The sequence below is a fragment of the Streptomyces sp. NPDC025273 genome (assembly GCF_040638585.1).
Classification (GTDB): Bacteria; Actinomycetota; Actinomycetes; order Streptomycetales; family Streptomycetaceae; genus Streptomyces; species Streptomyces cinereorectus.
In genome coordinates this window covers 169,488-193,319 of sequence record NZ_JBEZYP010000010.1, presented here as the reverse complement: position 1 = coordinate 193,319, position 23,832 = coordinate 169,488, and the positions used below count along the sequence as shown (strand labels likewise).

Sequence of the window (23,832 nt, the reverse complement as noted above, 5' to 3'; positions counted from 1 at the left end):
CGTAGGACCTCAAGCGCGCTTGAGGTCAAGGGGCGGAGGTGCGCCCGCGGTTCCGTGGGGCGGCCGAGGGGGTGAGGGCCTTCCGCAGCAGCGGGGTGGACCACCGCTCCACATACCGGTGCAGCAGCCAGGCCAGCCCCAGCATCGCGCCGACCGTGAGCACGGCCGTCGGTGCCGCCGGGACACCGAGGGTCCGGTGCAGAGCCCCCACGACCACCCACCCCAGGTGCTCGTGGACCAGGTAGAAGGGGTACGTCAGCGCACCCGCGACCGTCAGCCAGGGCCAGTCGACGCGGTGCAGCGCGCCCAGGGCGATGGCGGCGACCACGGCGAAGCCGGCCGTCACGATCAGGATGATGACCGCCGACGAGCGGTACGAGAAGGCGTCCTGGCCCGCCGGATGCCACAGGTCCGCCACCGCGTGGTGCTGCCCCAGCAGCCAGCTCACCCCGACGATGCCCCAGGCCACCGCGTCCCGGCGGTCGCGGTGGACCAGGTAGAGGCCGATGCCCCCGATGAAGAAGGGGGCGTGCTCCGGCATCAGGAGCACGTCGAGGAACGGCTCTCCGGCCGCCTTCGTGAGAGCCGCCGCCAGCGTCCACACCGCGCAGAACAGCACGATCCGCCGCCGGTCCGCCCCGGGCAGGACGACGAACAGGGCGAACAGCGCGTAGAAGCGGATCTCCGCCCACAGCGTCCAGCACACCCCCAGCACCCGGTCCACCCCCAACGGCTGCTGGAGCAGGGTCAGATTGACCAGCGCGTCGCTGGGCGAGACCGCCTCGTACGCCACCACGGGCAGTGCGAAGACCAGGGTCACCAGCACGACCGCCGCCCAGTAGGCGGGCATCAGGCGCGCCACGCGCGAGGCGAAGAAGGAGGACAGCGACCGGCCCCAGCCGCTCATGCAGATCACGAAGCCGCTGATGACGAAGAAGATCTGCACGCCCAGCGGGCCGTAGGCGAACCACGTGTGGGCGGTGGGGAACTGGACCGCGGGCGAACTGCCCCACGCCGCGGTGATGTCACCGCCCCGGCCGCCGTAGTGGTAGGCCGCGACCATCAGCGCGGCGAGCAGCCGCAGCCCGTCGAGGGCGCGCAACCGCGGCCGTGACCGGGGCGGACCGGGCGGCGGCGCGGACTCCTCGGGGCCGTCGCGGCGGTGGGACGGCGCGGAGGTCCCGGCCGCTCCCGGTGCCGTGGCGGCCGCCCGCGACCCCGCTCCGGTCCTCTCCGCGTCCTGCGGTGTGATGGTCACAGCCACTCCCTTCAGCCGGTGCGCGGCGTCAGCGTAGGTCCGGGCAGAGGGACAGAACGGTCAGGAAGCGCGCAGTTTTCCGGGCTGACAGGGCGAGTTCATCTGGCAGTCGTACGGGTTTTCTACCGTGACGCCGAACCGCAACCTGCTGTGCGGACGTCACCTCCGGACCGTTTCGGCGGAGGTGTCCTTGACCGCGTACGAACCGACGCCCACCTCCCCCCACGGGCATCAGACGCTTGGAGCGCCATGACGAAAGCCCGCCCCCGTTGGCAACGGCCACGTGACGTGGAGGTCCCGGCCCCACGCGAAGGCACTGCCTCCATCGCCGTCACCCCCACCGACCTGGACGTGTGCCTGCGCGCCTGCGCAGCCCACAGCGGAAAGCTCGTCGCGGGACTCGACCGGCGTCGCACGGCACTCGCGGAGGCGCTGCGTCACCTGCTCGCCACCCACGCGACGACGGCCCCCGCCGCTCCGGCGGCAGCCGCCCCGCTGCCGCTGATACGGCGCACCGTCAAGGGCGGGCCGAGCACCGGCCCCGTACTCGGCGACGAGCTCATGGACCCGCTGCTCGCGGTCGGCAACAAGGCGCTGGAGTGCGGCTACGAGGACGAGACGAAGCTCGCCCTGCTCGTCGCGGACACCGTGCTCACCCAGCGCAAGCGCTCCCGCGCGGGCTGGCGGCTGCGCGCCCGGGTCCTGGAGGCGATGGGCGCGGAGACCGCCGCCGTCGACGCGTACGAGCGCTACCTCGGTCTGACCGACGAGGACGGATTCGGCGTGGCAGCCAAGGTCGCCGGACTGCGGCTGGGAGGGGAGATCCAGCAGGAGCTGGTCCGGAGGCTGGAGGACGACTGCCCCGGCGCCCGCCGGTTCGCCGACCGCCCCGTCACCGAGTCCTGGGCCGAGGGCCTGGAGCTGCACGCGCGCGGCGACTGGGCCGAGGCGCAGCCCCGGCTGGTCGGAGCGCTGCTCGCGCAGACCCGGGACGGCACCCCCGTGACGGAGATCCAGGAGACGGCGTCCCAGTACCTCGGCCTCGCGAGGGAGGCGAGCGGCGTCATCGGCGGCGGACGCGGCACGGGCGCTCCCACGGGTCCCGCCCCGCTCACCGAGCTCACCGAGCTCACCGAGCTCTACGCCGAGCAGCGCAGGAACCGGGCGCGCGGTGCCGTCGCGGACCCCACCTTCGGCGGCGTCGAGTGGCTCACCCTGGGTGAGTTCCGCAACCGCATCGCGGGCAGGTCGATCTGCCTGATCGCCAACTCGCAGCGCGTCGGCAACGGTTCCATGGGCGCCGAGATCGACGCATACGACCTCGTCGTCCGCTTCAACTCGTACAAGATCGACCCGGCGGCCACCGGCCGGCGTACCGACATCCACGCCACCATCCACAAGCACAGCTTCAACTGGGACCAGCGCGTGGACACCAGACTGGTCTTCGGCGGGGTCTCCGGCGGCTGGAAGCAGTCGCTGCGCAGCAGGCTGGTGCCCGGCGCGCAGACCTGCCTGGGCGACGAGTCGCTGCGCTGGCCGCTGCGCGAGATCGGCAAGGTCGGCAGTGACGTCTGGCCCGCCATCCCCACCACCGGCTTCAACATGCTGTGGCTGCTGGATTTCCTGGACGTCAGCCCGCGACTGGACCTGATCGGCTTCGACTTCTACGAGAGCGGCGCCTACCGGCTGTCCGGCGCGATGAAGATGCCCATCACCTCCGTGCACGAGTACACCAGCGAGAAGGCGTGGGTCATGGAACGCGCCCAGAGCGTCACCGATGCGAGGATCCGACTGCGATGACGACGACCGCGCCTTCCATTCCGACCGCGGCCAACGCGCTCACCGGCAAGCGCCGGGTCGCCTTCGCGAGCTTCGTGGACGAGAACTACCTCCCGGGCTTCCTCACGCTGCTGCGCAGCCTCGCCCTCTCCAACCCGTCCGTCTGCGAGGACTTCCTCGTCCTCCACGACGGCCTGCGCACCGACTCCCTCGCGAGGATCCGCGCCCTGCACCCGCGCGTCTCCTTCCGCCAGGTCGACGCCGCGCACTACGACAGCTACGCCAAGGGCGACCAGGACAACTACCTGGTGCGCAAGGCGTACTTCATCCTCGACGTGTTCCGGGTGCGCGACTACGACACCGTGATCACCCTGGACACCGACATGGTGGTCCTCGGCGACCTGGGTGAACTGCTGGAGCTGCGCGACGGCCTCGCCGCCGTACCGCAGTTCTTCTACGGGCAGCACAAGCTCAACAGCGGTCTGCTCGTCATCCAGCGGGAGTTCCTGAGCGACGCGTTCTGCGCGAAGCTGGACGAGGTCGGGCGCAGCGGTTCGTACGAGCTCGACAAGCATGACCAGGGCATCCTCAACGCCGTGCTCGACGGCGGGTTCCTCCACCTCGACGCCCGGTACAACTTCGTCAAGCGGCGGCTCTCGGGGGACCTCCCGGTCCCGGAGGACACCGCGATCCTGCACTTCACCGGGCGGCACAAGCCGTGGCAGGGCGGTGAGGCCGGCTACGGCCAGGCCGAGGACCGCTGGCACGCGTACGAGCTGTCCGACGCCGAGTTCCACGATGCCTACGTCTCCCTGCCGGGCGCCAAGCACCACGACCTGCTGGTGCACTACGGCACCCCGCACGTCCGGCGGACCGGTGACGTGGAGACCGCCCGCCGGGTCGCCGGTGCCCACATCGGCGCGGGGGAGTACCAGGAGGCGGTGGACCTCCTGGGCGGGATCCGGATCCCCGTGGACGAGGCCTGGGCGCACGAGGTGCTCGGCCACGCCCTGATGAGCGTCTCCCGCTACGCGGAGGCCCGCGCCGAGCTGCTGCTGGCCACCGCCGCACCCAACCGGGCCGCGACCTCCTTCGGGCGGCTCGCCCAGATCGCCTGGATCCACGGCGACGACGAGGCGGCCGCGGACTACGCCCTGGACGGGCTCGGAGTCGACCCGACGCACCGGGCGAACCGGCTGATGTACACGCGCACCACGACCGCGCGGCGGCCCGCCGAAGGCGCTCCCGGCGACCAGCTCGCCCATGTCGCCTTCTACATGGAGCAGCAGGGCAACGCCGGGGACAAGCTGCTGCCGGAGAGCGTGCGCCTGGCCTTCGACCAGGACACCGGTCCGGCCCGCTGGCATTCCGTGCACGCCCACCGCCTCTTCGACGAGGCGGCGCTGGAACGGGTCAACGCCCGCCGCGGCCTGGTCATCGGCGGCGGAGGACTCTTCATCCCGGACACCGCGCCCAACGGCAACAGCGGCTGGCAGTGGAACGTCCCCGACGCGCTCCTCGACCGGATCGACGTCCCCGTCATGGTCTACGCCGTCGGCTTCAACGCCTTCGACGGACAGGCCTACGGCCGCAGCCGCGACCGCTTCCTGTCCAGTCTGCGCAAGCTGGTGGAGCGCTCCGCGTTCTTCGGGCTGCGCAACCACGGCTCGATCGAGAAGGTGCGGGACCTGCTCCCGGCCGACCTGCGGGACAAGGTGCGTTTCCAGCCCTGCCCGACGACCGTCACCCGGCAGACGGTGGCGGGCTGGACCGACCCCGCGGAGCGCGAGAACACCATCCTGGTGAACGCCGCGTACGACAGGGCCGGGCTCCGCTTCGGGCACGACTACGGGCACTTCCTCGGCGAGATGGCCGCCGCGGTCAAGGGGCTCGGCGGGTACGCCGAGGTGAAGTGCGTGGCGCACTCGCTGGACGACGAGCGGATCGCGTTCGACCTGCGGCGCGAGCACGGGATCTCCTTGCCGGTGATCCCGATGTACGACTTCGACAACGCCGCGATCCTGGACACCTACGCCCGTACGAAGCTGGTCATCGGGATGCGCGGCCACGCGGGCATGATCCCGTTCGGCTGCGGGACACCGATCATCAGCCTGATCTCGCACCCCAAGATGGCCTACTTCCTGGCGGACATCGAGCGGCCCGAGTGGGGGATCTCCGTGCACGACCGGCACCTCGGCGCACGTCTCGTCGAGCGGGCGGCCGGGCTGCTGTCCGACCACGCGGCGACGGTCGCCGATGTCCACGGCCGTCAGCAGGAACTGTGGAAGATCACCGAGGCGAACGCCGCGGACCTGCGGGTCATCCTGGGCGGCCGGACCGTCTGACCCCGTTCACCGCACGGAGCCGGGCGGACCTGGTCCCAGGTCCGCCCGGCTCCTGTCGTGGGACGCCCGTCCTACTTCCGCACGGCCCGCCGCAGCGACCGTGCCTGGCGCACCACCCGGCGCACGGCGGCGTTGCGGGGCAGGAACGCGAACTGCGCGGGCACCCCGCCCGGCAGCCCCAGCGAGGTGAGCCGGCGGCGCTTGAAGTACCGCCAGGTCGTGCCGTCCAGCCGGGTGGAGAGATAGCGCTCCGCCTCCGGCCGCAGACCGGCGTGTATCCGTGGCTGCATGGCGAAGCCGACCGCCCTGACCAGCGCGGGCACATCCAGCTCCGTACCCGCGGACGGCCGCTGGGCCTCGACCGCCGCACGGTCGGTCAGCTCGGGCAGCAGCGCGTCCACGAGGGTGACGGGCATCCGGTTGCTGTTCTCGTACGGGGCGAGCCGGTCGAGGAGCATCTCCGTACCGACCCGTGCGACCGGCAGCCCGTAGAGCGCCGACGCGGTGAGCAGCGCGGTCGAGAAGCAACCGACGACCAGCGCGGGCCGCATCCGCTGGTAGAGCACCTCGGCGAGCACCGGAGTCGTGAGTATCCCGGCGTCCAGCACGGTCAGTTCGGCGCCGAGCCGGACCGCTTCCGCCTCCATCCCCCGCGTCCACCGGGCCGGGGCGGTCGGATGCGGCTTGAACACCAGGCGGGTGTGGCCGAGCGCGACCGCGCCGCGCATCATCCGCAGGTGCAGTTCCTCCTCCTCGTCCGGAGAGATCAGCTTCAGCGCGGAGAGGTACTGGCCGAGCAGCAGCGCCGGCGCGTCCACGGACGGCAGGTCCACGGACACGTCGGCCAGTTCGCCCAGCACCTTGAGGAAGCTCTCGCTCTCCACGACCACCGGCGCCGCACCGAACTCGGTGAGCAGCAGCGGCTTCAGCCCCGGCACCAGGTCGAGGTGGAGCACGCGCCGCACCCGCGTCCCGACCAGCGGATCGACCTTGTTGCGGGTGGGGCCGTAGCTCATCAGCCCGTCCGCGTACACGTCGATCGGGACGCCGGTGAAGATCTGGGCGACCGCGATGGCCGGGTTGACCTGGATGGACTCGATCGTCAGCTCGACGTCGTCGTCGCCCAGGTCCCAGGCGAGCCGCAGATGCCGCTCCCACAGGGGAAGATCGTCCGGCCGGGGTGACCAGTTGCCCGGATGGAAGGGGGCGATGGTCTCGTTCCAGGACACCACGTCGTCGAACCGCCCGCGCAGCCGCTCGAACCCCGGCATCGCGTCGACGGCCAGGGACGTCTCCGGGACCGCCGCGTTGTTCGCGACGAGCAGGATGCGCCGGCCGGCCTCGCCGAAGTGGCCCGAGTCGAGGGCGGCGGCGAGGGTGGCCGTTCCGTAGAGGGTGGAGGCCAGGAAGATCTGCGTGGTGCGGCGTGCGGTGCCGGTGCGGGGAGTGCTCGTCCGGGAGGTGCTCATGCCGCCGCCACCTCCTTCGCGGTGCCGGGCCGGCGCCGCAGGCGGCGCAGCCGGGTCGCCCGCTCGACGTCCAGGGAGTCGAGGGCGTCGTCCAGCACCCGCTGCGGCATCCGCTGCAGCGCCGCCGCACTCATGGCGCGCAGCGCCCGGGCCACATCCGGTTCGAACTTCGAGATCTCGGACAGGTGGTGCGTGATGATCGCGCAGTAGGTACGTACGGCCTTCGGCAGGAACAGGTCCGCGTCGCGGTCCTGGGAGGTATCAGCGATGACCTGGTCGAACGCCGGGATGAAGTCGAGCTGTCGCATGTCGCCGATCTGCGTGAGGGAGGAGGTCACACCCCGCCGGTAGAAGACGCCCAGCAGACCGGACACGGCGAAGGACTCGGCCTCGCGGTGCAGCCGCCAGATCCACGGCCGGTCCTCGGCCGTGCGGAGGTTCTCCGGGAAGTGCAGCAGGCCGCCGTCCAGGAGCCTGCGGTGGTAGACGCCCGCCCAGGAGTACGGATAGTCGACCGGTGTCGAGCGGTCCCCGGGCAGAATCACCGAACGCGGATCGACCACCGTGTCGCGCGGACCGTACGGCACCCGGTACACGGTGCGCTCGGTGCCGGTGCACCTGACATGGTCCGTACGCAGGAAATCGCAGCCCAGACCCTCGATGTTCGCCACCAGCTGTTCGAAATATCCGGGGGCCACCCAGTCGTCGCCGTCCAGGAATGTGATGTATTCACCGCGTGCCGCATTCAGGCCCGTATTGCGGGCGGCCGACACCCCGCTTTCCTCCCGTCTGATGTGAACGGCGCCGGGGAGGTCGCGTGCCGCGCGCTCCAGGATCTCCCGTGTCCCGTCGGTCGAACAGTCGTCGACGAGGATGAACTCGAAGTCCTCGCGGGCGTTGTTCCGCAGGCTTCTCAGGGCGTCGGGCGCGTATGTCTGCACGTTGAAGAACGGCATGATGACGGAGAGCTTAACCACCCGCATCACGCTAGGGCCGGCCCTGTCATTTGCCTTGTCCCCGGCGAGGACGGTGGGTGAACGGCGAATGTAGGAATGGTGAACCGGCCGGATTCCAGGCGGAATCGGAGCCGATCCGGAGCCGATTGGCCAACCGTCGGTGGGCTGTTAACCATTTGTTGCCCCCGCGTTGGGCCGCCCATCGAAATGCCTTCCTAGCTTTTAGGACGTGCCTCCACGTACCAGTAATGCGGCTGACCCGGCCGACACCGCAGCGGCCTCCCCGGCGCTCAGGGTTGCCGTGCTCGCCGACTCCGACACCCGGTGGAAGTGGGGCGCGCTCACCGCGCGCCGCCTGACCGCCCCGGGAGCCGGACCCGCCGAGGACGACCGCCCCGTCGAGATCAGCGGGCTGCTGCTGCGTGGCCGTGCCACCCCGACCCCCCGGCAGCTCGCCGAGGTCGGCGAGGTCGGCGTGGACGCCGGCCGGGTGCGCGAGGTGACGGCCGTCGAATTCCTGCACGCCGTGCGGGACGAGGGGTACGACGTCCTCGTCCTCGCCCTCGTCGGCGGCGCCGTCCAGGCGATGCTGCACGGCCTCGCCGCCCTCGGCCTGCCCCGCAGGCCCGTGGTCGTCACCGGGTACGTGGGGGTCGTCTACGAGAAGCTCGCCGACGGGCTCCTGCTGCGCCACGGCGCGGACATCGTCCTCGCCAACTCCCGCGACGACGCCAGGCGGTTCCGCGCGGTGTACGAAGGGGTCGGAGCCGACCCGTCGGCCGTCACCGAGGCCGCCCTGCCGTTCCTCGGCGGGGCGCCGTACCGGCCGGAAGAGGGCCGCGACACCGTCGTGTTCGCCGCCCAGCCCTCCGTCCCGGCCTCCCGGGCGGACCGCACCTACCTGCTGCGCAGGCTCGTCGAGCACGCCCGGCTGCACCCCGAGCGCGAGGTGCTCCTCAAGCTGCGCTCCAAGCCGGGCGAGCACACGACCCACATCGAGGAACTCCCCTACCAGCGGCTCGCGGAGCGGCTCCCGGGCGGGCTGCCGCCCAACTTCCGTCTGGTGTACGGGCACATGGGCGAGGTCCTGGACCGCACCGACCTGCTGGTCACGGTCTCCTCGACGGCGGCGCTGGAGTCCCTGCACCGCCGTATCCCGACCGCGATCCTCTCCGACCTCGGCGTCAGGGAGAACCTCGGCAACCACCACTTCATCGGCTCCGGCCTGGTCACCTCCTGGGACCGGCTCGACGGCGGACACCGCCCGCGGCCCGACGAGGAATGGGTGTCCGGACAGGGCGTCGCCGCCGACGGCTCGTACGAGTCGGCCTACGACACCGCCCGGGCCAAGGTCGCCGTCCTGCTCCAACGCGGCACCCTTCCCGGCCTCGCGCCGTACTACACCTCCGCCACCGCCCCCGGATACCTCCCGGGCATCCTCGCCCGCCACCACCTCTCCGCCGACGGCCGGCCGCTGCCGGGCGCCGCGACGCCCAAGGAGACCGGCCGGGTCAGGGGCGCGGTGCGCCAGACCGTACGCAACGCGGCGCGCGGCGCCTACCGCCACGGCGTCCAGCGGGTCGCCCCCGTGATCCGCCGGATGGGCGAGCTGTGACCGCCGACCCCGCCGCCACGTCCCTCGCTTCAGGAGCAGCCATGACCCCGCCCCCGGCCCCGACCGTGCTCGCCGTGATCCCCGCCCGCGGCGGATCCAAGGGCGTCCCCGCCAAGAACCTCGCGCAGGTCGGCGGCGTCCCCCTGGTGGCCCGCGCGGTCCGGGCCTGCCTCGCCTCCCCGGAGATCACGGACGTCGTCGTCACCACCGACGACCCGGCCATCGCGGACGCGGCCCGGGCCGCGGGCGACGCGCTCGGCGAGTCCGGCCGGCTGCACTGCGTGCACCGCCCCGCCGCCATCGCCGGCGACACCGCGACCAGCGAGGCCGCGGTCCTGCACGCCCTGGACGCCTACGAGTCGATGCAGCCCGGCCGGAAGGCCGACGTGGTGCTCCTCGTCCAGTGCACCAGCCCCTTCATCACGCGCGAGGACATCGACGGCGTCGCCGCCGCGGTCGCCCGCGAAGGCGCGGACACGGCCGTGACCGTCGCCCCCTTCCACGGCTTCGTCTGGCGCGACGGCAGCGCGGTGGAGGACGACACCTACGGCGTCAACCACGACAAGGCCGTACGCCCCCGCCGCCAGGACCGCCCGCAGGACCTGCTGGAGACCGGCGCCGCGTACGCCATGGACGTCCCGGGCTTCCGCACCCACCGCCACCGCTTCTTCGGCCGCACCGCGCTCGTGCGGACCGACCCCGCCCGGGTGCTGGAGATCGACGACCCGCACGACCTGGCCCGCGCCCGCGCCCTCGCGCCGCTCCTGGACCCGTCGCCGCTGCCGACCCGCGAGGACGTCGACGCGGTCGTCCTCGACTTCGACGGCACGCAGACCGACGACCGCGTCCTCATCGACTCCGACGGACACGAGATCGTCGCCGTGCACCGCGGCGACGGACTCGGCATCGCCGCCCTGCGCAAGGCCGGCGTACCGCTCCTGATCCTGTCCACGGAGCAGAACCCGGTCGTCGCCGCCCGCGCCCGCAAGCTCCAGGTCCCCGTCCTGCACGGCATCGACCGCAAGGACCTGGCGCTCAAGCAGTGGTGCGAGGAGCAGGGTTTCGACCCCTCCCGCGTCCTGTACGTCGGCAACGACGTCAACGACCTGCCCTGCTTCGGTCTGGCGGGCTGGCCCGTCGCCGTCGCGAGCGCCCACGACTCGGTACGCGCCGCGGCGCGCGCCGTCACGACCACACCCGGCGGCTTCGGCGCCATCCGCGAGATCGCGGCCTGGCTCCTGGGTCCCACCCTCACCACCAGCCCCACCCCTGCCAACACCCCCGCCAAGTAAGGAAGCACCACCATGAGCAGCACCTCCCGTCTGCGTACGCTCGGCACCCGCACCGCCGGCCCCGGCCACCCCGTCTACATCACGGGTGAGATCGGCATCAACCACAACGGCGAGCTCGACAACGCCCTCGCGCTGATCGACGTGGCCGCCGAGGCCGGCTGCGACGCCGTCAAGTTCCAGAAGCGCACCCCGGAGATCTGCACCCCGCGCGACCAGTGGGACATCGAGCGCGACACCCCCTGGGGCCGGATGACGTACATCGACTACCGCCACCGCGTCGAGTTCGGCGAGGCCGAGTACCAGGCCATCTCCGACCACTGCGCCAAGCGCGGCATCGACTGGTTCGCCTCCCCGTGGGACACCGAGGCGGTCGCCTTCCTGGAGAAGTTCGACGTCCCGGCGCACAAGGTCGCCTCGGCCTCCCTCACCGACGACGAGCTCCTGCGCTCGCTGCGCGCCACCGGCCGCACGGTCATCCTCTCCACCGGCATGTCCACCCCGCGCCAGATCCGCCACGCGGTCGAGGTCCTCGGCAGCGACAACATCCTGCTCTGCCACGCCACGTCGACGTACCCGGCGAAGGCCGAGGAGCTCAACCTGCGCGTCATCAACACCCTGCAGGGCGAGTTCCCGAACGTGCCGATCGGCTACAGCGGCCACGAGACGGGCCTCCAGACGACCCTCGCCGCCGTCGCGCTCGGCGCCGCGTTCGTCGAGCGCCACATCACCCTCGACCGCGCCATGTGGGGCTCGGACCAGGCCGCCTCCGTCGAGCCGCAGGGCCTGCAGCGCCTGGTCCGCGACATCCGCACCATCGAGGCCTCCCTCGGTGACGGCGTCAAGAAGGTGTACGAGTCGGAGCTCGGCCCGATGAAGAAGCTCCGCCGGGTCACGGGCGTCGTCGCCGAGAACGAGAACGCGCCGGCCGCCGAGCCGGCCGCGGTCTGACGGGCCGACCGGTGAACCTCGCCTTCGTCGAGAGCCCGGTCCAGCTCCTGAACGTCCTGGAGTGGACCCACACGCGGGGAGGCCCGGCCGACACCACGGTCGTCGTCCTCCCCCCGGTCGACCCGATGTCGCGCGGCCAGCTGCGCAGGATGGCGGAGCTGGCCCGCGACGAGGGCATCACCGTCCGCTGGCAGGAGGCGCGCGGGGAGACCGGCGCGCCTCTGAAGGCCCTGCGCGCCCTGACCGGGCTGATCCGCAAGGCCGACCGCATAGTCATCGGGGACCCGTTCTCCCGCTACGTGCAACTGCTCCTCTCCCTGGTCCGCACCCGTCGGATCACGGTGGTCGACGACGGCACCGCCACCATGGAGTTCGTCGCCCAACTGGCTCGCGGCGAACGCCTGGTGCGCTGGCACCGGCGCGGCAGCCTCGGTCCGCGCGAACTGCTCCTGGCCCCGGTCACCTCGGCGGCCCGCCGCACCTTCACCCCCTCGGCGACCCGCACGGTCGAGGTGTTCACCGCGATGCCGGTTCAGGCACCGCAGGGCGTCGACATCACGTCCAACACCTTCGCCTGGACCCGCGAGCGCTTCGGCCCGCCCCTGATCACCAAGGGCGCCGACCTGGTCGGCACGTCCCTGGTCGAGACCGGCGTCGTCGACCCGGTCCCCTACCAGGAGGCGGTCACGGCCCTGGCCCGCACCCACGGCGCCACCCGCTACTTCGCCCACCGCCGCGAATCCGCGGAGAAGCTCCACGCCCTGGAAGCCGCCACCGGCCTGGAGATCGTCCGCCCGGACCTCCCCCTGGAACTCATCGCCCGCCGCGGCCCCATCGGCCACACGGTCCTGAGCTTCCCCTCCACGGTGGTCCACACCCTCCCGCTGGCCCTGGCGGGCACCGGGGTGAAGGTCGCGGTGTGCGACATAGCGCCGGAATGGCTCCGTGACACGGCGTCCCCGCGCGCGCACGGCTTCCTGAGCGGGGTCACGGAAACGGCCCGGGACGTGCAGCGGCTGTCGCCGTGGCGGGTCACGGCGGTCACGGCGGAGGGGTGAGGCCGGCCGCACACGACCGGCCAAGTCCTGACGCACCGTCACCAACGAGGCCCGAGTGCTCCTGGCCGCGGATGACCGAGGGCGACGGAGCAGCCGGAACCTAAGGAAGCGAACCGCCGGTCACATCGATCCAATGGCCCGTGACCCACCGGCCGTCGTCCGAGGCCAGGAATGCGACGACGTCGGCGATGTCGGCCGGGGTGCCGACCCGCCCCAGGGCCGACATGGCGGCCGCGCCCGCCCACGCCCCGCTGTCGGCGCGCAGCCAGTCCGCGTTGACGTCGGTGTCCACGATGCCGGGTGCCACCGCGTTGACGGTGATTCCCCTGTCGCCCAGCACCTTGGACAGGTGCGTGGTGAACACGTCCAGTGCGCTCTTGGACATGGCGTAGGCGATCAGATCCGGCATCACCGCCGCGTGTGTGAGGCCCGTCGAGATGTTGATGACGCGCCCACCGTCCCGTAGCCGGTCGAGTCCAAGCCGCGTGAGGAAGAACGGCGCCTTCGTGTTGACGGCGAACAGCCGGTCGTACTCCGCCTCCTCGATCTCCGTGAACGCTCGTGACGTGCCGATCCCCGCGTTGTTGACGAGGATGTCCAGGCCGTTCGCATGCTGGTCGAAAGCAGCCCAGAGGGCCGCCGCGTCGCCCGGTGTCCCCAGTTCCGCACCGATCGCGAAGGCCGTGCCCCCCGCCGCCTCGATGGTGGCCACGGTCTCCTCGGCCGCCGCTTCGTTGCTCCCGTAGTGCACGCCGACGACCGCTCCGTCACGCCCCAGCCGTTCGGCGATGCCCCGTCCGATTCCCCTGCTGCCGCCGGTGACCAGCGCCGTCTTTCCCGTCAGCGAGCCCATGGCTACGCCCCCTCTTTCTCTATCGATCGCTACAGAAAAACCGTAACACGTTCGCTAGCGGTCGCTATAGAATTGGCGGATGGCGACGAAACAGCGTGGCAGGCCCCGCTCCTTCGACAGGGAGGCGGCTCTCCGCGAGGCCACGCTGACTTTCTGGGCGCAGGGTTACGAGGCGACCTCCATCGCGGACCTGACACGCGTGATGGGCATCGGGGCGCCGAGCCTCTACGCCGCTTTCGGTGACAAGCGGGCGCTCTTCGGGGAAGCTGTCGAGGCCTACCAGGCCACCTACGGAACCTTCGGCGGCCGGGCCATGGACGAAGAGCCGACCGCGCGTCGCGGCGTCGCGCGGCTGCTGCGGGAGGCGGCGCGGGAGTACACCGACCCTCGCCACCCACGCGGTTGCATGGTGATCACCGCTGCGCAGAACTGCACCTCGGACCAGGTCGTCGCGGCACTGCGGGAGCTTCGGGTCGAGAGCGTGCGGGACTTCCGGCGGCGGATCCAGGCGGACATCGATTCGGGCGTCCTGCCTCCCCACGCCGATGCGGGGGCCCTCGCCCGCTACACCGGAGCCGTCATCCAGGGAATGTCCCAGCAGTCGCGGGACGGAGCGAGCCGGGAGGAACTGGAAGCGCTCGCGGAACTTGCCATGCGCGCCTGGCCGGCAGAACCCGACGGGACCTGAACGTGCCGCCGAGGGGGCCGGTCCACGCCCTCACATCTCGGCGGCGGCCCGGGTGCCGCATCCTGGATGGACCGGCAGCCGGCTGCATTAGATTGGTTGTTGACCGTCGGCACGGACATACGAAGGAGCCCATCGGGTGACCAGCACTCTGACCCTGCAAGCCCTGGGGAAGCTGAGGACCACCCCTGGTGGGCAGCTCGACTGCCAGGTCACCTTCGCCGACGGACCGGGAACGTCGCGGACGGTCGCCCATGTGGAACGCGAGTTGCCGCCCGGTGGCATACCCGCCTACCTCGCGGCCCGTAAGAGCGGCGCCCGCTCCTTCGTCCTGTGGGCGGACGAGCACCGCCAGGCACGGGTCGCCACCCTGGTCACCGTCTCCGCGAGCGGGGGACGGGCACAGTTCCAAATCCTCGGCCCGCAGGGCGAACTGCTCGGTGTGCTCACGCGCGACAAGGCGTTCAGCCGGGGACTGCGCACGCGCTGGACCGTGAGCCGCTCCGGTGCCCCCGACGCGGTGGGGTACAAGGGCCGGCTCTTCTGGTGGTGCGCGTGGTGGCTCTGCGCACCCCTGCTGCCGCTCATGCTCGTGGCCGTCCTGTTCGGCGGCGGCGGCGGGGACTTCCCCCGCGGCCCCCGCCGCATCAAGTGGCGCTCGGCGGGACAGATCCCACTGGAGTTCAAGTCGTCCGGGAACACGGTGAAGCTGTACGCGCCGGACCTCGACTGGCGGCTCGGAGCAGCCCTCACCGCGTTGATCCCCTCCTTCGACGGCTGGATCGGCGGTCCCTGGGACGCGCGGAAGGACTGAGTTCAGTCCACGCGGGGCGCCCAGGCACGGGCGGAGGTGTCGTACTCGTAGGGGGTCAGGCCCTCGACGGCGCTGGTGCGGAACGGGCGGCCGCGGTCGTCGATCCGTGCGGTGCCCGCGCGGCCCTGGGACGACCAGTCCAGCTCCAGGTACCAACTGCAGTCACAGGAACCGGTCCTGGCGGTGACGAGCAGCACCTCGGGGTCCTCGGCGGACACCCTGTAGGGCATGCTCACCGCCGGGATCGGCGTGCCTGCGTCGTTTCCGGCGGTCGCGCGGGCGATGGGCCGGTCCTTGTCCAGGTCCACGGCGAAGGTTCGCGGGGTGAGGGAGCCGCCGCAGCCCTGGGCCATGGAGTACGCGTTGCCAGGAGCGGGATCGGCACGGCCGGTCACGCGTACCCGTAACGCTTCGAGGACCACAGCGGTGTCGGACGTCCCCTGCACGGACAGTTTCACGATCGTCTCACCGCCGTGCACCGCCCGCTGGGTCGCCGCCCAGGTGGCGTCGTCCTGCGCGGCCGGGGGCGGCGGTACGCGCTCCGGGGGCTCGGCGATGACGTAGTCGTGACCGCAGCCGAACGCCCAGGCATGGGAGTCGACGGTCCAGGTGAGGGGAGGCCCCGCGGATGCGGAGCCCGACGGGGCGCTCGTGGCACCGGCCGGTTCCGAGGGCTTGGGCCGGGGTCCCGGAGAGCTCTCGGTGCCGTTCTTCGGACCGCCGGACGGCGACGCGGAGCGGGTGTTCGAGGCCGTGGGGCCAGTGGTCGCGGACGTGGTCGCGGAGGCGGCCGATGCGGTCCGTGCACCGCCGTCGCCGGCGTCCCGGCCGCCCGGCAGCAGGGACAGACCTCCCACACCGACGAGCACGGCACATACGGCGGCTGCGGCGCGCCTGCGTCGGTACCAGGGGCGGGGGCGGGGATCGCGGGGTGTGGGCGCCGGGCCGCTCACCAGGTCTTCCGTGTCCGCCGGGTCGTCGGCGTCCCCGGTCGTGGAGGTGCCGTCGTCATCGCTGTCGCTGTCGCTGTCGCCTGGCTGCCGGTCCGCCGGGTCGTCCGAGCTCCCCTCCGCCTCCCCAACGGCCCCGACCGGGCTGGAGCGTTGCCGGGCGGCCACGGCCAGGAGCCAGCGGCGGTGGAGCTCCAGACGTTCCGCACCCGACGCCCCGCACAGGGCCGCGAAACGCTCCACGGGCGCGAAGTCGAGCGGGACGGCCTCGCCGGTGCAGTAGCGGTGCAGCGTGGACGTGTTCATGTGGAGACGGCGGCCGAGCGAACCGTAACTGCGGTCCGTACGCTCCTTCAGCTCCCGCAGCAGCGCCGCGAACTGTGCCACGGAGTCCTGTGTCGGCACCGTCACCTCCGCATTCGTCAGGCTCGAGCCGGTCCTGGGAGCAGGCGTCCCGGGGTGGGGACCTCATCCCAGGCACCCATATATCTGCACGTCAGAGGGGCTGGGATGGTTCCACCCCGGCCGATCCGGCGGCTGGCCTTGCGCCGCCCGGCCGCGACCGCCGATGCTCGTGGTGCCGCCCCGACCCCGCCTGACGCACCGGCACCGTCACGGCGACCGGCGCGGCGACTTCGGCGTACGACGGCCGGCGCGAAGACGTCGGGTCGTCACCGCCGCATCCCACGACGCATCCCATCACGCACTCCACACGAGGGACACCCATGCCCATGCACACCCGCGCCGCCGTGCTCGCCACCGCGCTCTCCGTCGTCGCTCTCGCCGCCTGCACCACACCGACCCAGGTTCAGGAGGGCTCGGCACAGGGGAAGGTCGCCGCAGCGCAGCAGGCCGCCGCGCCGGACAAGGCCGACACATCCGAGGAGGCCGGGGCCCCGGCAGAGGCCGCCGCACAGGCGAAGGCCGCCCCGCCCGCGTTCCTCAAGGCGTCCGAACTGCCGCCGCACCCCTCGTCCGACTGGATCGCGGGGCCGGTCACCGACGGCTTCCCGGCGGAGCTCGCCTACTGCCTGGGCGAGGGCGTACCGGCCTACGACTACCGGCACCGGGTCTTCACCACCGATCTGGACACCGGCGCCGCGCAGGTCACCGTCGTCGCGGGCTCCGACGCCAAGGGCAAGGCGCTCGCCGCCCTGCTGAACGAGCAGATCAGCTCCTGTGCGGACCGGCTCGAACAGAACGACCCGGAGATCGAGGCCGAGGGCCGGGACTACGGCTCGCTGCCGGTCGAGGAGGGCGCGCGGGTGCACGGTCTGCACACCACGACGTCCTACGGCGCCACGGACATCCACCTGCTGTCCGTGGGCCGGGACGGCCGGACGGTGACCGTCGTGAGCTGGGGCCAGATGGGCACCTTCGCCGACGCGTCGGAGGCCGCCTTCAAGAACACGACGACCACGGCGGTCAATAAGCTCCACTGACGCCCCGACAGGCCGCAACGCGAACCGACCGACCGACTGCACGCACGCACGACCACCATGAAAGCCGGGGCGTCCTCCCACCGCGGGGGAGCCGGGAGGACGCCCCCGCCGTACATACGCGGCCGTACACGCGGCTCGTGCCCGTTGCCGCGCGGTTCGGCGGTGCGTTGCCTCCCTGCTTCATTACCGTCGCCCGCCGAACTCCCAGAGGTGCACCTCGACGTCGGCGTACCTGTCCGGAGCAAGGACGGCGCGTGCCGTGTCCGGGTCAGGAGCACCGAGCAGCACCGCTGTACCCAGCCAGGTGTCGCCGTCGTCGGACAGCAGCGGCCCGAACGCGATCAGCCCGTCCCGGTCCGGCGGCAGGACGAGGCCGGCAGGGCGGGCCGGACCGAGGCCGAGTACCAGGTAGCGGTTGCCGCCGGCCGGGCCACCGGGGAACTCCCACATGGTGCGGCCCAGCATGTTGTGCCACCGGCGCAGCAGCACATCACGGTACGCGCCGGCCTGGTAGTTGGGCTCGTCGAAGGCGAACGCGCGGGCGGCAGCGGGATCCGGCAGGTCGACGGCGTGGACGCTGCCGATGGGCGTCTCGCCGTCGGCGGCGAAGACCGGGCCGCGAGCGATGATCTCCTCGGCGTACCGGTCCATGTACGACCAGTGCTCCTGCAGCAGCGCGTCGCGCAGGGTGAGGGAGTCGGGCCGGTCGCGGTGGTAGCAGAAGAACTCCATGCCCATGACCTTCTCCGACGTACGGCGGCAGCTCTACGGGCTTCGCGGCGACGACCGCACTCTGTCCTGATCCGGTACGGTGACCGACGCCGAAAGTCACTCCACGAGGGGGAGTGGACGAAGGCCGGCGTCCAGCGCACGGATCAGCTCACCGACCCGTCCGCCGCCGGTCGGCGCCGTCGGGTAGCGCCTGAGCACTGCGACGACGGCCGGTGTCGCACGATGTACCACTTGCTCAAGGGTTTCGGCACCGACGCTCCGGTCGTCGCCCGCGACGAGTTCGGCTGCTCTGGCCGCGTAGGCACCGGCTCCGAGAATGTGCTTGACCTGGGTGGCCTTGGCCAGCGGATGCAGGTAGGCGGCGCCTGCCGCGGACATCGCCGACCACGCCGCCTCGCGGGCCGCCGCGGTGTCCGCGCACTTGGCCGCCTTGAGGGCCGCAGAGGCTGTGTCGCGCAGAGACCTACCGCGTTCGCCGCCCCGAGCGAACTCCCACGCGGCGCCGACAGCGTCCCGAGGACGCGAATCGTCCGGCTGATCGGCCTCGAATATCTCAAGCACCACCTCTGCACACACCGCGGCGAACGCGGTGACCTCACGAAGGTCCTGCTTGCTCAGATCGATCTCGCTCGCGTCCCCTGTCATGGTTTCCATCCTCCACGCTCGCGCCGGAATGCCGCACCGTTTCCACGCGCCGGGGAGCGGCCGGAGTCACCACCGGACGAGGGGCGTCCACGCGGTGCCGCCCCACGTGCCGATCCCGGCAGCCGTGGAGCCGCACCCCGCGTCCTCACCCGTCAGTCGACGGCGAGGGTCACCGCCCCCACCGGACAGGCCCGCACGGCCTCCTTCACCAGCGGATGCTCCCCGGGTGCCCCCGCACCGCCGGGGAGCACCTCGCTGAAGCCGTCGTCGTCCTGCGTGAACACGTCCGGAGCGGTCAGCGCGCACATGCCGGCCCCCACACAGAGGTCCTTGTCGACCAGGATGCCCATACCGCTCACCAGGCCACGGGCAGTTCGACCAGGCCCTGGATCGTGTCCCCGGGTTTGTGCGGGATCTCCTGTGCGGGCACAGCGAGCCTGAGGTCCGGCAGCCGTTCGAAGAGCGTACGCAGCGCGATGTCGAGCTCGGCACGGGCCAGGTTCTGGCCCAGGCACTGGTGGATGCCGAAGCCGAAGGCGAGATGGTGGCGGGCGGACCGGTCCCAGTCGAGCGTCTCCGGCTGTGCGAACACGTCGCCGTCGCGATTGATGAGCGAGGTCGCGAAGACCACACCCTCACCCTTGCGGATCGTGACCCCGGCCACGTCGATGTCCTCGGCCGCCAACCGCTGCAGTCCCTCGGCGATGGACAGGAACCGCAGCAGCTCCTCGACCACGACGGCCGTCGTCGTCTCCCCGGCCCGCAGAGCCGCCAGTTGCTCGGGGTGGCGCAGCAACGTGAACGTGCCGAGCGAGATCATGTTCGCCGTCGTCTCGTGCCCGGCGACGAGCAGGATCACGGCGAACGAAATCAGTTGCTCGCGGTCGATCGGCCCGTCCGGGTGGTCCCGGTGGATCAGCTCGTCGAGGAGCCCGTCCCCCGGATCCGTCCGTTTGCGGTCGATCAACGCACCCAGGTACTCCTCGAGTTCGTCCCGGGCCCTTTCCACATCGGCCGCACCGGGGCCGCACAGGAGCCGCCGCGAGCACTCCTCGAAGAAATCGTGGTCGGCGTACGGCACGCCGAGGAGCGCGCAGATCACCATCGACGGCACCGGCAGTGCGAACGCGCTCACGAGTTCGGCCGGCGGCCCCTGCCGTTCCATCGCGTCGAGCAGCCGGTCCACGGTCTCCTGGATACGCGGACGCAGCCCGCCGATCCGCTTCAGGGAAAAGCTCGGGATGAGCATCCTGCGCTGGGTGTTGTGCTCGGGATCGTCGACACCGAGCAGGGCCACGCGGCGCTGCTGCAGGTTGGCGAGCCGTTCGGTCATCACGGGGAAGTCGCGGTGGGTGCGGTCGGTGGACAGCCGCGGATCGGCCAGCAGCCGGCGGGCCAGGTCGTGTCCGGTGACCGCCCAGACCGGACGTCCGTCGAAGAGGGTGATCCGGCTCAGCGGGCGGCCCGTGCGCAGCGGCGCGTACCCGGCGGGCGGGTGGTAGGGACAGTTGCGGTCCTGCGGGAAGGACGTCACGGGGCTCGATGCGGTGGCAGGGCCGGTCGGGTCGAGGTCCTGGCGGACCGGTTCCGTCGTGGATTCCGTCATGGGAGCGGATCGCCTCGCATTGTTCGGTCGTGGGCGCGGAGCTGGTCGGTCCGCACCTCACCTGCCATTGGATGCCCCAGGCATCTACCTGTCGACGGACGGACCGGCCAGTTCACTCTGACGCCGGATCTGGCCAGGGTTGTTCGTACGCGTTCGAATCGTGTGGCATTTGCTCAGTTCCGGCGGGTGCCGGGAGCTCGCGCCGGGTAGGTCACCTGCCTGCCGGCGGCCGGAACCGGTCCGGAACGCGACCGGAATCATGCCGTCCGCTGTCGCCGCAGTGTGTTTCCCGTGGCGTCGGTGCCGCGCCGGGCACTCTCGTGGTCGCGGTACGTCCACGGCCTCGTCCGCGCGGGGCGGGAATGCCGGCGGCCGGACCATGCTGCCGTGGCCCGGCCGACGACGAAGGCCCGCAGGCCCGTATTCGAAAAACGGTCGCGCCTCAGTCCGTCGAGACGCCCATGCCCGTGCGGACCAGGGCCAGGACCTCCTCGTCCGTGAGGCCCAGGCCCCGGGCGTCGGCGACGAGGGACTGCACCCGGTCCAGGAGCTGGGCGCGGGCCTGGGTGCCGGGTGCGTCCAGGACCATCGCACCGCGGCCGCGCCGCAGTTCGATCATTCCTTCGTCGCGCAGGCGCTGGTAGCCGCGCAGGACCGTGTGGATGTTGATCCCCAGCGAGTCGGACAGGGCGCGGGCCGCCGGGAGGCGGTCCCCCGGGGCCACCTCCCCGTCCGCGATGGCCCGCCGCACCCGGGCGGCGATCTGGTCGCCGAGCGGGACGGCGGAGCCGGGTTCGATGCGGAAGAGCATGTCAGGGCCTCGCGCTCGCTTCGTTCCGAGTGGTGCCGGCCGGCGGGACGGTCCGTGGGATGAGCGAATTCAGCAGGGCCGCCGCGGTGGCGGAGTCGTCCACGGTCACGGCGATCTCGCGGCCGTTCGCCCGCTTCACCACCAGCGCCTCCCCCGAGCGCAGGATGATCCCGGTGGCGCCCGGACGGATCCGCCAGCCCCATCCGCCGAAGTCGCCGAGCGGACTGACCGGCCGGCTCGACGCCCCGGACATGCCGGCCAGAGGCACCTGGATCCGGGGCCGGGGGAGCGCGGCCGACGAGACGCCCAGGCCGCGGGGGCCGACGGTGACGGTGATGCGGGAGAAGCTCAGCATCAGCAGCCCGAGGAGGGCGAGCGGTACGCCCACCGGCCAGCCCGTCGGCACCGCCAGCGCGCACCCCAGGACGGTGAGGACGAGCCCGAGCAGGGCCAGCGGCCTGGACGAGACGGTGCGGGTCCATCCGGCGACCTCGCCCTCGGCCAGGTCGAGCCGGCCGGCATCGGCCCCAGCCTGACCAGAGAGGCCGTTCGGCAGCCTCAGGCACCGGGTGACCAGCCATCCGACGAGGCCCATGGCCATGCCGACGAGCAGGGCGGCGATCTGGTGCCACAGCGGCGTCCGGGCATCGGCCGCCGCATCGGCGGCATCGGCGTTGACCAGAAGCACGGAGACCAGGGCGGACGTCACGAGACCGGCGGTCCCGTAGCCGGTGACGACCGACCAGCGGGCGGACGTCGCGCGTCGCGTGCCGGCGAGGACGAAGAGCGCGCCGATGCCCACCGTCAGTCCGGCGCACAGGAAGGCGAATCCGGTCCGTCCGGTGAACCCGTCCGGGACGATTCCGGAGAAATGTGTGGCGAGCGGGTCGGGCAGCCGGTCGCGGAGAACGGCGAGGAGCGCCAGTTCCACCGCGAGCGCGACGGCGAAGGGAAGGGCTGTGAGCGCGGCCATGGTGCCGCGCCCTGTCATCTGCTGCATGTTTTACCCCCTTGTTCGCATCATAATAGAACAATGAGCGGGGATGGAGGCAACCGGGGAGGGGTCCGGGCGGGGCGTAGGCAGGCGAACGGCCTCGCGGCCGGGTCGGGACGCGCTCGAAAAGCGGGTGAGTTTACCCACCCAGATCGCCCGTCACACGCCGCAACACCCTCTTTTGTTCGCCTGAGCGGCTGAAGTTTTGTTGATCTGTGGCCAGTTGAGGGGGGAAGGGGCCTACCCTTCACTGGGTGAACCAGTTGAAGTCGCGCGCACCCCACACCGAAGCCGAGCTGCCCGGGGGAGCCGGCCTGCCCGGCGCGCTGCCCGGCAGCCTCTCCGACGAGCTGCGTGCCGAGCTGATCGCCTTCCGGCGTGATCTGCACATGCACCCCGAGCTCGGCAACCAGGAGTTCCGCACCACCGCGGCCATCAAGGCCCGGCTCGAGAGAGCGGGACTGGCGCCGAAGGTGCTCCCGACCGGGACCGGACTCGTCTGTGACGTGGGGGAATGGGACGGCGTGACGCCGATGCTGGCCCTGCGGGCCGACATCGACGCGCTGCCGATCCCCGACACCAAGGCGGGCGTCCCCTACCGGTCCACCGTGCCCGACCGGGCGCACGCCTGCGGTCACGACGTCCACACGACCGCCGTCCTCGGTGCCGGGCTCGTACTCACCGAGCTCGACCGGCAGGGGCTGCTGCCGCACCCCGTACGCCTGCTCTTCCAGCCGGCCGAGGAGGTGCTGCCCGGCGGGGCGGCCGACGCCATCGAGTCCGGGGTGCTGGAAGGCGTCGGGCGGATCCTCGGGGTGCACTGCGACCCCAAGGTGGACGTGGGGAAGATCGGGCTCCGGATCGGTGCGATCACCTCGGCCTGCGACCGGCTGGAGGTCACCCTCGACGGCCCCGGCGGGCACACCGCCCGGCCGCACCTGACCACGGATCTGGTCACCGCCGCCGCCCGGGTGGCCATCGACGTCCCCGCGCTGATCGCCCGCCGGGCCGACGCACGGGCCGGTCTCGCCGTCACCTGGGGGCGGCTGGAGACCGGGCACGCGCCCAACGTCATCCCGCAACACGCCGAGCTGTCCGGAACGGTTCGCTGCCTCGATCTGGACGCGTGGCGCGAGGCGCCGGACCTGGTCCACGCGGCAATCGACGAGGTGGCCGGAATGCATCGGGCCAAGACGGTGATCAACTACATCCGCGGGGTGCCGCCCGTCGTCAACGACGCCGAGTCGATCGGCCTGCTGGACGCCGCGATGACCGCCCGGCGCGGACCGTATGCGATCGAGGACACCGAACAGAGCCTGGGCGGGGAGGACTTCTCCTGGTACCTGGAGCACGTCCCGGGCGCCATGGCCAGGCTCGGAGTGCGTACACCCGGAGACACCCGCGGCCTGGACCTGCACCGGGGGAACTTCGACGTGGACGAGGAGGCGATCACCGTCGGGGTGGAGCTGTTCACCGCCTCGGCGCTGCTCGACGGCAACCACTCGTAACCGGACAGGACACCTTCTGTTCGCGACGATCCGATAACGGCTTCCGTACAGGTCATTATCTGACATCTACGC

The 23,832-nt window shown here is 71.7% G+C and carries 21 protein-coding genes; 10 read left to right on the top strand and 11 right to left on the bottom strand.

What is annotated here, in order from left to right:
* Positions 1 to 25 precede the first annotated feature (25 nt).
* On the bottom strand, positions 26 to 1,258 hold the full coding sequence (locus tag AB0F38_RS18855) for an acyltransferase (protein WP_361894126.1): 1,233 nt from the start codon (positions 1,256 to 1,258) through the stop codon (positions 26 to 28).
* A 249-nt stretch (positions 1,259 to 1,507) separates the two neighbouring features.
* Here AB0F38_RS18855 and AB0F38_RS18850 point away from each other — a divergent pair, with 249 nt between their 5' ends.
* Together AB0F38_RS18850 and AB0F38_RS18845 are read left to right on the top strand one after the other, a co-directional pair.
* Positions 1,508 to 3,058: a hypothetical protein gene (locus AB0F38_RS18850; RefSeq protein ID WP_361894123.1), complete on the top strand. Its 1,551-nt coding sequence runs from the start codon at positions 1,508 to 1,510 to the stop codon at positions 3,056 to 3,058.
* On the top strand, positions 3,055 to 5,382 hold the full coding sequence (locus AB0F38_RS18845; RefSeq protein ID WP_361894120.1) for a glycosyltransferase: 2,328 nt from the start codon (positions 3,055 to 3,057) through the stop codon (positions 5,380 to 5,382). The genes AB0F38_RS18850 and AB0F38_RS18845 overlap by 4 nt, the downstream gene beginning before the upstream one ends.
* A gap of 71 nt (positions 5,383 to 5,453) precedes the next feature.
* Here AB0F38_RS18845 and AB0F38_RS18840 read toward each other — a convergent pair whose 3' ends face one another.
* A complete protein-coding gene (locus AB0F38_RS18840) occupies positions 5,454 to 6,851 on the bottom strand; it encodes a polysialyltransferase family glycosyltransferase (protein ID WP_361894118.1) in 1,398 nt (465 codons plus the stop codon).
* On the bottom strand, positions 6,848 to 7,828 hold the full coding sequence (locus AB0F38_RS18835) for a glycosyltransferase family 2 protein (protein WP_361894115.1): 981 nt from the start codon (positions 7,826 to 7,828) through the stop codon (positions 6,848 to 6,850). Before AB0F38_RS18835 ends, AB0F38_RS18840 begins: the two co-directional genes overlap by 4 nt.
* 208 nt (positions 7,829 to 8,036) lie before the next feature.
* Here AB0F38_RS18835 and AB0F38_RS18830 point away from each other — a divergent pair, with 208 nt between their 5' ends.
* The 4 genes from AB0F38_RS18830 to AB0F38_RS18815 are packed head-to-tail and all read left to right on the top strand — an operon-like array spanning position 8,037 to position 12,720.
* Positions 8,037 to 9,422 (top strand): DUF6716 putative glycosyltransferase, encoded by a 1,386-nt coding sequence (locus tag AB0F38_RS18830; RefSeq protein WP_361894112.1) that lies wholly within the window; start codon positions 8,037 to 8,039, stop codon positions 9,420 to 9,422.
* Positions 9,423 to 9,463: 41 nt separating this feature from the next.
* Positions 9,464 to 10,714 carry an acylneuraminate cytidylyltransferase gene (locus AB0F38_RS18825; protein ID WP_361894109.1) on the top strand — a complete coding sequence of 417 codons (1,251 nt, stop codon included), beginning with the start codon at positions 9,464 to 9,466 and terminating at the stop codon, positions 10,712 to 10,714.
* A 12-nt stretch (positions 10,715 to 10,726) separates the two neighbouring features.
* Positions 10,727 to 11,662 carry an N-acetylneuraminate synthase family protein gene (locus AB0F38_RS18820; RefSeq protein WP_361894106.1) on the top strand — a complete coding sequence of 312 codons (936 nt, stop codon included), beginning with the start codon at positions 10,727 to 10,729 and terminating at the stop codon, positions 11,660 to 11,662.
* 11 nt (positions 11,663 to 11,673) lie between these two features.
* Positions 11,674 to 12,720, top strand: coding sequence for a hypothetical protein (locus AB0F38_RS18815; RefSeq protein ID WP_361894103.1), 1,047 nt, complete (start codon positions 11,674 to 11,676; stop codon positions 12,718 to 12,720).
* Between the two features lie 100 nt (positions 12,721 to 12,820).
* Here AB0F38_RS18815 and AB0F38_RS18810 read toward each other — a convergent pair whose 3' ends face one another.
* Positions 12,821 to 13,573: an SDR family oxidoreductase gene (locus AB0F38_RS18810; protein WP_361894100.1), complete on the bottom strand. Its 753-nt coding sequence runs from the start codon at positions 13,571 to 13,573 to the stop codon at positions 12,821 to 12,823.
* 79 nt (positions 13,574 to 13,652) lie between these two features.
* Between AB0F38_RS18810 and AB0F38_RS18805 the strand changes: the two genes are divergently transcribed.
* Positions 13,653 to 14,261 (top strand): TetR/AcrR family transcriptional regulator, encoded by a 609-nt coding sequence (locus AB0F38_RS18805; RefSeq protein ID WP_361894097.1) that lies wholly within the window; start codon positions 13,653 to 13,655, stop codon positions 14,259 to 14,261.
* Between the two features lie 136 nt (positions 14,262 to 14,397).
* Positions 14,398 to 15,072 carry a hypothetical protein gene (locus tag AB0F38_RS18800; RefSeq protein WP_361894094.1) on the top strand — a complete coding sequence of 225 codons (675 nt, stop codon included), beginning with the start codon at positions 14,398 to 14,400 and terminating at the stop codon, positions 15,070 to 15,072.
* A gap of 2 nt (positions 15,073 to 15,074) precedes the next feature.
* Here AB0F38_RS18800 and AB0F38_RS18795 read toward each other — a convergent pair whose 3' ends face one another.
* The gene (locus AB0F38_RS18795) at positions 15,075 to 16,409 is read right to left on the bottom strand and encodes a helix-turn-helix transcriptional regulator (protein WP_361894091.1); all 1,335 of its coding nucleotides are present in this window, start codon (positions 16,407 to 16,409) and stop codon (positions 15,075 to 15,077) included.
* Between the two features lie 338 nt (positions 16,410 to 16,747).
* On the opposite strand from AB0F38_RS18795, the gene AB0F38_RS18790 reads away from it, so the two are divergent.
* The gene (locus tag AB0F38_RS18790; RefSeq protein WP_361894089.1) at positions 16,748 to 17,464 is read left to right on the top strand and encodes a hypothetical protein; all 717 of its coding nucleotides are present in this window, start codon (positions 16,748 to 16,750) and stop codon (positions 17,462 to 17,464) included.
* Positions 17,465 to 17,647: 183 nt separating this feature from the next.
* Here the strand turns inward: AB0F38_RS18790 and AB0F38_RS18785 are convergent, their stop codons facing one another.
* The 6 genes from AB0F38_RS18785 to AB0F38_RS18760 form a co-directional block, all read right to left on the bottom strand.
* Positions 17,648 to 18,196: a YciI family protein gene (locus tag AB0F38_RS18785; RefSeq protein WP_361894385.1), complete on the bottom strand. Its 549-nt coding sequence runs from the start codon at positions 18,194 to 18,196 to the stop codon at positions 17,648 to 17,650.
* A gap of 96 nt (positions 18,197 to 18,292) precedes the next feature.
* Entirely contained in the window at positions 18,293 to 18,841 is a 549-nt protein-coding gene (locus tag AB0F38_RS18780) for a putative immunity protein (RefSeq protein ID WP_361894086.1), read from the bottom strand.
* Positions 18,842 to 18,993: 152 nt separating this feature from the next.
* Positions 18,994 to 19,191: a ferredoxin gene (locus AB0F38_RS18775; protein ID WP_361894083.1), complete on the bottom strand. Its 198-nt coding sequence runs from the start codon at positions 19,189 to 19,191 to the stop codon at positions 18,994 to 18,996.
* 5 nt (positions 19,192 to 19,196) lie between these two features.
* Positions 19,197 to 20,447 carry a cytochrome P450 gene (locus AB0F38_RS18770; RefSeq protein ID WP_361894080.1) on the bottom strand — a complete coding sequence of 417 codons (1,251 nt, stop codon included), beginning with the start codon at positions 20,445 to 20,447 and terminating at the stop codon, positions 19,197 to 19,199.
* Positions 20,448 to 20,889: 442 nt separating this feature from the next.
* The gene (locus tag AB0F38_RS18765; protein ID WP_361894078.1) at positions 20,890 to 21,258 is read right to left on the bottom strand and encodes a GntR family transcriptional regulator; all 369 of its coding nucleotides are present in this window, start codon (positions 21,256 to 21,258) and stop codon (positions 20,890 to 20,892) included.
* A gap of 1 nt (position 21,259) precedes the next feature.
* Entirely contained in the window at positions 21,260 to 22,258 is a 999-nt protein-coding gene (locus AB0F38_RS18760; RefSeq protein WP_361894075.1) for a DUF1648 domain-containing protein, read from the bottom strand.
* A 257-nt stretch (positions 22,259 to 22,515) separates the two neighbouring features.
* On the opposite strand from AB0F38_RS18760, the gene AB0F38_RS18755 reads away from it, so the two are divergent.
* Positions 22,516 to 23,760 (top strand): amidohydrolase, encoded by a 1,245-nt coding sequence (locus tag AB0F38_RS18755; protein WP_361894382.1) that lies wholly within the window; start codon positions 22,516 to 22,518, stop codon positions 23,758 to 23,760.
* The last annotated feature ends 72 nt before the right edge of the window (positions 23,761 to 23,832 follow it).